General features: G+C 58.7%; 9 protein-coding genes and 1 pseudogene. 1 reads left to right on the top strand and 9 read right to left on the bottom strand.

Annotation, left to right across the window (positions count from 1 at the left end; all coding sequences use genetic code 11):
- The first annotated feature begins 84 nt into the window (after nucleotides 1-84).
- Nucleotides 85-207: pseudogene (locus HQL56_14885) on the top strand (CopG family transcriptional regulator).
- A gap of 511 nt (nucleotides 208-718) precedes the next feature.
- Here the strand turns inward: HQL56_14885 and HQL56_14880 are convergent.
- From HQL56_14880 to kaiB, 9 genes are all read right to left on the bottom strand, one after another.
- Nucleotides 719-1,309: a DUF3782 domain-containing protein gene (locus tag HQL56_14880; protein MBF0310806.1), complete on the bottom strand. Its 591-nt coding sequence runs from the start codon at nucleotides 1,307-1,309 to the stop codon at nucleotides 719-721.
- A gap of 226 nt (nucleotides 1,310-1,535) precedes the next feature.
- Complete coding sequence (locus tag HQL56_14875) at nucleotides 1,536-1,709, bottom strand: hypothetical protein (protein MBF0310805.1); 174 nt, start codon at nucleotides 1,707-1,709, stop codon at nucleotides 1,536-1,538.
- A gap of 207 nt (nucleotides 1,710-1,916) precedes the next feature.
- On the bottom strand, nucleotides 1,917-4,235 hold the full coding sequence (locus HQL56_14870; GenBank protein ID MBF0310804.1) for a response regulator: 2,319 nt from the start codon (nucleotides 4,233-4,235) through the stop codon (nucleotides 1,917-1,919).
- Nucleotides 4,236-4,255: 20 nt separating this feature from the next.
- Nucleotides 4,256-5,533: a diguanylate cyclase gene (locus HQL56_14865; protein ID MBF0310803.1), complete on the bottom strand. Its 1,278-nt coding sequence runs from the start codon at nucleotides 5,531-5,533 to the stop codon at nucleotides 4,256-4,258.
- 24 nt (nucleotides 5,534-5,557) lie between these two features.
- On the bottom strand, nucleotides 5,558-7,069 hold the full coding sequence (kaiC, locus tag HQL56_14860; GenBank protein ID MBF0310802.1) for a circadian clock protein KaiC: 1,512 nt from the start codon (nucleotides 7,067-7,069) through the stop codon (nucleotides 5,558-5,560).
- 38 nt (nucleotides 7,070-7,107) lie between these two features.
- Nucleotides 7,108-7,383: a circadian clock KaiB family protein gene (locus tag HQL56_14855; protein ID MBF0310801.1), complete on the bottom strand. Its 276-nt coding sequence runs from the start codon at nucleotides 7,381-7,383 to the stop codon at nucleotides 7,108-7,110.
- Nucleotides 7,380-8,198 (bottom strand): response regulator transcription factor, encoded by an 819-nt coding sequence (locus HQL56_14850; GenBank protein ID MBF0310800.1) that lies wholly within the window; start codon nucleotides 8,196-8,198, stop codon nucleotides 7,380-7,382. Before HQL56_14850 ends, HQL56_14855 begins: the two co-directional genes overlap by 4 nt.
- 22 nt (nucleotides 8,199-8,220) lie before the next feature.
- Nucleotides 8,221-9,741, bottom strand: coding sequence for a circadian clock protein KaiC (gene kaiC, locus HQL56_14845; protein MBF0310799.1), 1,521 nt, complete (start codon nucleotides 9,739-9,741; stop codon nucleotides 8,221-8,223).
- Nucleotides 9,738-10,055, bottom strand: coding sequence for a circadian clock protein KaiB (kaiB, locus tag HQL56_14840; protein MBF0310798.1), 318 nt, complete (start codon nucleotides 10,053-10,055; stop codon nucleotides 9,738-9,740). The genes kaiC (HQL56_14845) and kaiB overlap by 4 nt, the downstream gene beginning before the upstream one ends.
- Nucleotides 10,056-10,063 lie beyond the last annotated feature (8 nt).

The following is a 10,063-nucleotide window of genomic DNA, read 5'->3' as shown; positions in this document are numbered from 1 at the left end:
TAATCGCCCCCGGACCCCCGTATTAATGAACGAATGAAACAGAAATGGAATTACCCGGATTGGTTCAGGGGGTGCGTGGAAAAAGCGGGTGGTGGCAATTACCAGAGCATGATGAACAAGGCGTTGCGGGAATATGTGGGGCGCAACCGGGAATCGTTGGAAGAGACCTTGCGGCGGGTCGTTCGGGAAGAACTGGAGAAGGCGTAGCGCACCCCGCAAGCGGCTGATGGTGTGGAATGAAGGGTGATCCGCGCCTGGCGGGGGCCTCCCACCTCTCACCCCCACACAACGCTCGCGTCTTACGGCGGGCTTCGGCAGGGAGAAATCACCGTGTCCCCTGCGCGAATCACGTTTTCAGGGTGAACCGGGAGTCTGCATGGGAGCAAGTCTGAAAAAGGCTGGGGGAGTGGCCCGGAGAACGGGAGTCGTGGTCCACTTCTCCGGGCGGGCAGTCGGAAACGGGTCTCTTGGCCCTCTGCGTTTCCGCTTGCGACAAAAGGCGAAAAAAGACCGGGGGTTAGGTGCATTGGCGGGATGGGGCCGCCAATCCTAGGCTCGGAAGTCATTACGCCCACTCGCGACTTCCGGGACCTGCCCCGGTCGTCCACCACGCTATACGAAATCCATTGCTTAAGTCAATATCGATGCTGGCTTGGCAAGTGCTCGTTGAGCGTTCCACGCCACTTTTTCGGTAAGATCACCAGGGAAAGGTTGGTAGCTACCAGGCGCGCGGGATGAAATCGTCTGCATTGGCCAGGGTTACGCTCTCTCCGGATTGGACGATGACGAAGAGACCGTTGTTGCTGGCGAAACGATCCGCCTCCTCCTCGATGACGAGACCGGCCACCGCGCCCAGGATACGGCATTCGGCATAGCGGGGGAAAAATTCCTTGAACTGGGTCAGGCGTTCCATGTGTTCCCGCACATCTTCCACCCGCAGCCGACTCTTGACCTCGATGAGAACGGCATCGGTGCCGTCCACCACCAGCAGGTCGATTTCCATATGACGATTGCCGGGCAGCTTGGCGCGTACCCGTGGATGCACCTGATGCACCGGGATACCCCGCTGGGCAAACAGGGTATCGCAAGCCGGGGCAATGATTCCCTCCACGAACTCTCCCCAGCGACTGGACAGATTCCCTACCTGCCGGGCCACGTCCTTGACGAGCCGGTCGGTTTCTTTCAGTTGCAGGGTGGTTTCCTGCATTCTCCGGTCGGTCTCCTGCATTCTCCGGTCGGTCTCCTGCATTTTCCGATCGGTTTCCTGAAAGAGCTTCCAAACATCATCGAGAGTCACAGTACTGGACATGAATTTTCTCCATTAACAGCATACCAAAACCCGATGATGGATTTGAACGCCTGAAGAAAAAAGACCGGGGGGTTAGGTGCACTGGCAGGCGCGGGGGACGCCAGCATAAGACTACAAGGTTATCGCTCCCGCTCGCGACCTTGAAGCCTGCCCCCGGTCAAGAGCAAGGATAACAAATCCCCATTCGAAATCAACACCTCTGCAACAAATCGCCAACTGCAATCTTTCACGCCGGGCAAGGCATTTTCAGGCTTTTCCAGATATGCCGTTCCGTCAACTGGAAGGCAAGCGCCGGATTCCGGGCGACTTCTCCTTCACCGTAGCCCCGCACGATCTCCGGATTGCGGGCCTTGAGCCGAATCCGGTTGAGCCGTGGCGCGTAGATGACCCAATCGCCCATCAAACCCGGCAGTTTGCGGGCGTCAACCAGCCCGATTGCCTTGCTGAACCAGAGGCTTTTCCCGATTCCGGATGGTTGAGGCGAAATGGGGATCGAGGTTGTGCCAACGAGTTCAGCCAGCTTTGGAAGGGTCGAAAGCCCAACCGTCCGGTAACGGGATTTTGCAACTTCATCCCTCGTGCCCTTCCTGTGGAATCTTGCCAGGCTTCATTCCGTCTGCAGGGCCAGGAGTCTGTTGCGAATGCTTTCACCGGCTTCCGCGATTTCCCGGCGAAGGGATTCCATCAAGGGACGGGTTTTGTTCAGGGAATTGTTGCGGCCCGATCGCTCCAATTGTCCGGCCAGGAGCCCCACCTTTCGTGCTCCCACCTGCAAAGCGGCGGATTTCAATTTGCGCGCCATACGCAGGATGTTTTCCCCATTGTCCAAATCCACAGCCTCCTCCAGACCATTCAACCGCTCTTCCATGGCCATCAGGAAGATGTTGATCAGGGAATATCCCTCGTGTGGGCATTCCAAATCGGCCATCAACTCCTCCAGAGTGGCCCAGTTCACAGGGTCTTCGGCAGGTTCGGGACGAAGTGTCCGCACTTCGCCGCCATCGTCTTTCAAATCCAGCCAGTAGTGGAGTACCCGTTTCAGATCGGCGCTGTTGACCGGCTTGCTCAAATAGTCGTCCATTCCGGCTGCAAGACATTGTTCGCGATCGCTGTCCATGGCAAATGCGGTCAAGGCAACGACGACGCACTTCTTTCCGCGTCGTTCGTTTTCCATTTTCCGCAGCAATCGAACCGTTTCCAAGCCATCCAGCCGGGGCATCATGACATCCAGAAAGGCCAAGTCATAATTCGTTTGCGAAAACCGTTGCAAAGCCTCTTCGCCGTTGTTGGCGATATCGGGGGTGTATCCCAGTCTTTTCAGTAATTTAACGGCGACGATCTGGTTTATGGGGTTGTCTTCGACCAACAGAATTCGGTAATCCGGGGTGACTTCCTGCCTTGCCGTTTCGTCCAAAGGCGCAGCGGAAGGCGAGGGTGGTTCCAATAGGCCCAGGTCAAACTCCTCGAACTCCATGGGAGGGGCCAGAATGGTGAATTGAAAGGTGCTGCCGCCTCCTTCCCGGCTCTCGACCCCGATGCGACCTCCCATGACATCGACCAGACGCTTGCAAATGGCCAGCCCCAGTCCGGTACCGCCGAATTTGCGGGAGATGGAATCGTCGGCCTGAACGAAAGCCTCGAAAATCATTTCCAGGCTCTGCGGCGAGATGCCGATACCGGTGTCGCTCACCTGAAACTGAAGATGCCTTCCCGAAGGATCCTCCGGGTCCAGCCGCAGTGACAGGGTGATGCTGCCTCTGGAGGTGAATTTGATGGCGTTGCCTACCAGATTGATGAGAATCTGCCGAAGGCGTCGGTGATCCCCCCGAACGGCGAGGGGAACATCCGGGGCGATTTGATAGGTCAGTTTCAGGCCTTTTTCCTTTTCGGCGGGAATGCGCATGATGTTCCAAACGCTTTCCAGGATATCGTTCGGGGAGAAGATATCCTCGTGAAGGGAGACTTCGCCCGCCTCGATTTTGGCCAGATCAAGAATATCGTTGATCAGGAGCAGCAGGGCATGGCCTGCCTCCCGAATGATTGCCAGTCCCTCCTGCCGTTCGCTCTGAGTCGGCGCCTGCTCCACCAGTTCCGCCATGCCGATGATGGCGTTCATGGGGGTCCGGATCTCATGACTCATGGTGGCCAGAAAGGCGCTTTTGGCCCGATTGGCCACTTCGGCGGCCTGTTTGGCCTGTTGCAGTTCCCGCTCGACGTTCTTGCGTTCCGTAATATCCCGCAAAGAGGCCAGATAGGCGGGTTTGCCTTCCCAGAGGGTGTGGGAAACCCGCATTTCCGCCACGCGACGCTCCTGGCCGGGGGCCGGAACGATATCCAGTTCGGTGGTGCCTCCGGCAACGACCGGGAAACCGAAGTGTTCACCCATTTGCAGGTGTCGGCCCGAGAAGAGGGAGGAAACTGCCGGATTGGCGAAACAGAGACGGCCTTCGGCATCCACCACCAGCATGCCGTCCACGTTTTGATCGACCAGGTTGCGCAGACTCTCTCGGGAATCGATCAGCTCCTGGCATAGCCGGGATCTTTCGAGCGCATAACGTAGCGTGCGAGGCAAACAGGTGATGCCATCCGGGTTGCCCGGTTGCTTGAGCAGATAATCCACCGCGCCGCGCTCACGACCGGCAATGGCCAGTTCCCGCTCTTCCGGATCCGCCAGAATCACCACCGGCAGCAGCGGACGAGAGTCCAGAATGGCCTCCAGTGTGGATAAACCCCGGCTGTCCGGCAGATTGAGATCCAGGAGAATCGCCTGGCACGGGTGTGAGGTCAGCCAGACCAGGGCGTCTTGCAGAGAACCCACCGGAGTGAGGGTGACGCTCCCCTCGCCAGGAGCGAGTTCCTCGGCGATGCGCCGGGCTTGGTCGGCGTTGTCTTCAACCAGCAGAACCTGGATGTGTGATGGCGGCATTTGGGGTCACCCTCCCCGGATCAATGGCTTCGACCCTGTTTTTTGGCCATTTTGACTTGATACATGGTGGCATCGGCCTGCTGGATAAACTCTTCGATATTTCCTTCCAAAGCGGCGGAGGGAATGGATATGACTCCGACACTTAAGGAAAGGGTGTAATGCCGATTGGGCAGGGCATTGCGCCGTATCACTTCCATATCGATGCGATGGGTGATCAACTCTGCCGTGGATGCGGGGTCGTCGCGTGGTTCATGGAAGGAGAGGGCCAGAAATTCGTCTCCCCCCTGGCGGGCCAGCACATCGGATTTGCGGAATACCTTACGCAATACTCCCGCTGTTTCGATCAGAGCCTGATCCCCGATCTTGTGTCCCAGAGTGTCGTTGATTTGTTTCATGCCGTCCATGTCGATGAAGATCATGGAAAGACCTCCCCCGGTACGCTGGACCACTTTGAACTCTTGTTCCGCGAGGATCATGAAACCCCGACGGTTGTTCAATCCCGTCAGGGGGTCTTCCATGGACATCTGCTGCAACTCTTCCCTCAGGCGCACGTTTTCGGTGACATCCCGCAGGGAGACCAGCATGGCGGGGCTGTCGCGCCAATCGGTTTCCACCATGCGCATTTCGGCGATACCCACTTCACCGTTTTTGTTGATGACATCGATTTCGGTGACTTCCCCTCCGATGATCGGATAGCCGAAGGGAAGGTGCATCATTTCTTCCATGTTGCGGCCCAACAGCCGTTCCGCAGCCGGATTGAGAAAGCACACCTGCCCGGACTTGTCGACGATGAGGATGCCGTCGGCGCTTTTTTCCACGATGGAGCGGAAATTTTCCCGGCTGACCCGCAGGGCTTCCTGCAGGCGGATCTGTTCCCGCAGATCGATGGCGGAACAGACGAAGCCGTTTACCTGGCCTTGCGGGGATCGGATGACGGAACCCGAAAAGAGTACCGGGATCTCGTTGCCGACGACATCCGAGAAACGGCCTTCCCGATTGCGAATGGCCCCCTGATGCACCATTTCGGTCATGCAGGACTCTTTCCAGTCGGAGCCCAAGGCCAGGAAAAGGTCGATGGGGCGTCCTGTCATGCTGATGCCACTGCAGCCGAGCAGGTCACAGGCAGTCTGATTCATGCGTTCGATCAGGGAGTCGGGGGATACCACGATGACCGCGTTGAGCATGGCATCCAGAATGGTTTGCAGGGCATCCCGATCCGACATGGTGCGCGCCAGGGTGTGAACGAGGTCGTCCAGTTGGGAGGCCGAGATGTTTCCGTCACGGGGTGAAAGGTCCATATCCGTAAACCTCAAGCGACAGGTCTATTCGACACCGAACATGCTTTCCAGCTCTTCACCTTCCGAGGGTGCGGTAGCGGAGGGCACCCCGAGGATGATGTTCTGAACGTTGGTGAAGGGTTTGCCGATGTGCAGTCCCTGATTATCGATGGTGAATTCCCGAATCTGTTTGTCGTGCTGGGAGCCGCGCATCTTGATGACGGCGATACCCCGTCGCAGGATGCCGTTGATCTCCACGTAACGCAGCAGCAAAATGGCGTCGGTGATGGTGGAGATGTGGGCTTCGGTGATGGAGTCCCCGCCGGAGAGTTTGGGGGTGGTGCTGGTGAACAGGGAGCAGACCTCCTCCTGTTTGGCGAAGGAGGTCAGTCCGATGACGAATTCCCGGAAAAAGCGTACCGGTCCCACCCGTTCCATGGCCGAGACGCTGTCCATGATCAGGCGTTTGGGACGGAACTGCTCGATTTCCCGCTGTATCAGCAGGAGGTGATCTTCGAGTCCCATGGCTTCCGGATATTGGCAGACCACTTTGAGCAGGCCGTCCTCTTCCCATTTGCGGAAGTCCATGCCCCAGGACTGGGCATTGCGCAGCAGTTGGGCGCGGGACTCCTCGTAGGCCAGGAGCAGAACCTTCTCCCCGTGGCTGCAACCGTCGGCGGCGAAGGTGGTGGCCAGCAGGGTTTTGCCGCCTCCCGTGGGGCCGCTGACCAGGAAGATGGAGTCGCGGAACAGACCGCCGCCGGCCATTTGGTCGAGGGTGCGGTTGCCGAAACTGACCCGGTGGGTGGAGGAGGACTGTTTCAATTCCCGGGCGGAGAGGGGCAGGATGCTGATGCCGGAGTGGGTGTTGATGGTGAAGGGGTATTCCCCCTTGAAGTGGCTTTCCCCGCGCATTTTAAGCACCTGGATGGTGCGGCGGCACTTCTCTTCCTTGAGTACGTTGCGCAGAATGATCACCGTATCGGAGACGAACTCTTCCACGCCGAAGCGGGAAATGGGGCCGTACTCGCCTTCCCGTTCGGCGGTGAGAAGGGCGGTGATACCCATCTCTTTCACCGAGGCGGTGATGCGAAAGATCTCGCGACGTACTGTGGAGGGCGAGCTGAATTGTCCGAAGAGGGAACCGAGGGAGTCCATGACCAGCAACTCGGCCCCGGTGGTTTCCACGGCATGCTGGATGCGGGTCAACAGACCGGAGAGGTCGTAGGGACCGGATTCCTGAAGGGGTTCCGGTTCGGGAGTGGCGTCCACGAAGCGCAACCGGCCTTCGTTCACCAGGCTTTGCAGATCCCAGTCCATTTTCCTGACGTTGCGGATCAGATCTTCGACCCGCTCTTCCATGGTGACGAAGATGCCCTTGCGTCCGAAAAGGGTGATGCCCCGGTAGAGAAATTCCATGGCCAGAATGGTTTTACCCGAGCCGGAGCTGCCGGAAACCAGGCAGGTGCGGCCTTTTGGCAGGCCTCCCATGGTGATGTGTTCGAAGCCTTCGATCCCGGTGGGGATTTTATCGAGATCCATGGCGGCAGATGACATGGCCCAACTCCTTCTTGAAAAATACGCTCTTACCCAGGTTACAATCCAAAAAAGGCCCGCAGGTTCGGGGCGTTGGTAAGATCCCCGATGATCTTGTAGCGGGGGGCGGGGGATAGACGCACCAGCGCGGGCACGGCGATGATGTGATCTTCCTCCGCTTTTGCCGGTTCCATCAGAATATCCACCACTTCCAACTGGATGTGTTCATCGAACAGATGTTGTCGAATCTTGGCGATACTGGCCAGGGCGCGTTGCCCTCCGGGACTGGAGCCGGCGACGTAGAGTCGGAAATGGAGGGTATCCGGGGAATTCACGAGCCGACTCCTTTGTGCAAGGCGGTTTCCCGATAGAGGTCCGCCAGGTTTCCCAAAAGTTCCACCAGGGCCAGACGGGCATCGACGCCGAAGGCGCGTTCTTCGGCACTGGTGGACCAGTTGCCGGTCTCCTTGAGAACCTTGACGTGCAGACGCACCACATCCCGGGCCCCGGCGCCCATGGCGGCGAGGCGTTGGGCCAGTCCCTGGACCGAGGCGGAGGGACGCGCCTGACGTTCCCGGGAGGCGAAGACGTACTGACGCACCAGTGCGCCGTAACTGGGCGCCAGTGAGAAGATGCGCCCCCCTTCCGGAGAGGTGCTTTTGGAATAGCTTTCCAGTTGGCTCATCTCCTGGTGCTGTCGCTGACGAAAACGTAGCCGCTCCAGTTCGTTGAGCAGATTCTGCCGTTCCAGGGCGTAGCGCAGGGCGCGCCCCAGGATGAAACCGTCCAGACGGCCCTTGATGAGATAGTCCTGGGCCCCCTGGCGAATGGCTTCGATACCCAGAAGTTCGTCTTCCAGGCTGGTCAGTACCAGCACCGCCAAATCCGGAAATCGCTCCTTGAGGTACAGAAAGGTGTTCAGCGATGTGCTGTCCGGGAGATTGAGATCCAGTAGCACCAGATCCACGACGTGTTTTTCCAGAATCTCCACGGCGCCGGTGAGATCGGAAGCGTCCAGGGGTGACAGGGAAAAAAAAGCGGACTCCGCTTCCTGGAGGTTTTCGTGCAGCAACTCCCGCTCCCCGGGGTGGTCCTCGACGATGAGGATCCGGGCCTGTTTGCGTAAACCGGTGGGAGGGGCTTTAACCATTTAGCGGTGTTCTCCTGGCGACCTATTCCTGAAACATGCCGTCCAGGCGATGATACTCTTCCCGGATGACATACTCCGGTTTGCCGGAGAGAATGCCCACAATATTGCGGAACGGTTTGCCGATTTGCATGCCGTGGTTATCGATGGCATATTCCCGAATCTCTTTTTCGTGCATGGAGCCCCGCATTTTGAGTACGGTCACGCCGCGACGCATCTCCCCCAGCATCTCCACGTAGCGCAGCAGGATGATGGTGTCGGTAATCGAAGAGAAATGAGCCTCGGTGACGGATGGACCTCCGGTCAGCGTGGCGGTGGTGGCGGTGAAAAGGCCGGGAATCTCCCGATGTTTGACGAAGGAGGCCAGGCTGATGATGAACTCCCGAAAACCCCGCAGGGTGCCGACCCGTTCCAGGGCGGTGACGCTGTCCACCGCGATGCGGTCGGGTTTGAAGGAGTCGATTTCATGTTTCATCTGGATGAGGTGATCTTCGAGACCGGCGCTTTCCGGATAGGCGCAGACCATCTTCAGCAGACCCTGTTCTTCCAGCTTTTCGAAGTCGATGCCCCAGCCGATGGCGTTGCGGATCAACTGTTCGCGCGACTCCTCGTAGGCCAGCAACAGGCAGCGTTCGTTGCGACTGGTGCCACCCTTGATGAATTCGGCGGTGAGCAGGGTCTTGCCGCATCCGGTGGCTCCGGAGACCAGGATCAGGGAGTCGCGGAAGAAACCGCCGCCGCACATGCGGTCCAGATCCGGGATGCCCGAGGTGACCCGGGTTTGGGAGGAGCGTTGCTTCAGTTCGATGGCCGAGATGGGAATGATGATGATGCCCTGATCCGGCAGCACGGTGAAGGGATACTCCCCTTTCTGGTGAACGGTGCCGCGAAACTTCAATACCTCGATGGTGCGACGGCGTTTTTCCTCGATGAGGGGATTGCGCAGGATGATGACGTTGTCGGCCACGAACTCTTCCACGCCGAAGCGGGAGATCTCGCCGTACTCTTCGGTACGTTCGGCGGTCATCACCGCGGTGACGCCCATCTCCTTGAGGGCCATGGCCAGACGGCGCAATTCGGCCCGCACGATGGAGGCGTTGACGAATTGGGAAAAGACAGCCCCCAGCGAATCGATGGCCACCCGGCTGGCGCCCACCTTGTTCACCGCGTGTTCGACCCGCACCAGCAGGGCTCCCAGGTCGAATTCACCCGATTCGATGGCGTCGAGGCCCGGTTGGGGGGAGGCGTCGACGAAACACCACTTCTTTTCGGCCTCCCAGGCGGTGATGGGCCAGCCCAGGGAGAGGAGGTTGGTGCGCAGGTCTTCCGGGGGTTCCTCGAAGGTGACGAAAACCCCCGCCTCCTGGTTTTGGCGGATGCCTTCCGCCAGGAACTGGGCGGCGAAGACCGTTTTGGCGGAACCGGAGGTGCCGGCCACCAGGGTGGTGCGCCCTTTGGGAAGCCCTCCCCGTGAGATGAGTTCAAACCCCTCGATCCCGGTGGGCAGCTTCTCGATCGGAGCTTTGGAATGGGTCAGAAAGGTCATGATGAACCCCCTGTGGTGTGGCCGTTTTCTTCGAGAGGCAGCAGATCCAATCCCAGCAGGACTTTTTCCGTATCCGAAAGATCCCCGATGATGCGCCGCAGGGGAGGGGGCAGGGCCTTGATCAGGGTCGGGGTGGCCAGAATCTTTTCGTCTTCGGCCAACTGGGGCTGTTCCAGAATATCGATGACCCGCATCTCGTAGAGACCGCCCAGGTCATCTCCGCAAATGCGCCGCAGATTCTTGATGGCGCGTTCCGAGCGGGGAGTGTGCCCCGTGATATAGAGCTTGAGAAGGTATTTTTGAGAATCATTCATGCGATTAT

This window comes from Magnetococcales bacterium (genome assembly GCA_015231925.1).
GTDB lineage: Bacteria > Pseudomonadota > Magnetococcia > Magnetococcales > JADGAQ01 > JADGAQ01.
This window is presented reverse-complemented; position numbering and strand designations above follow the sequence as displayed.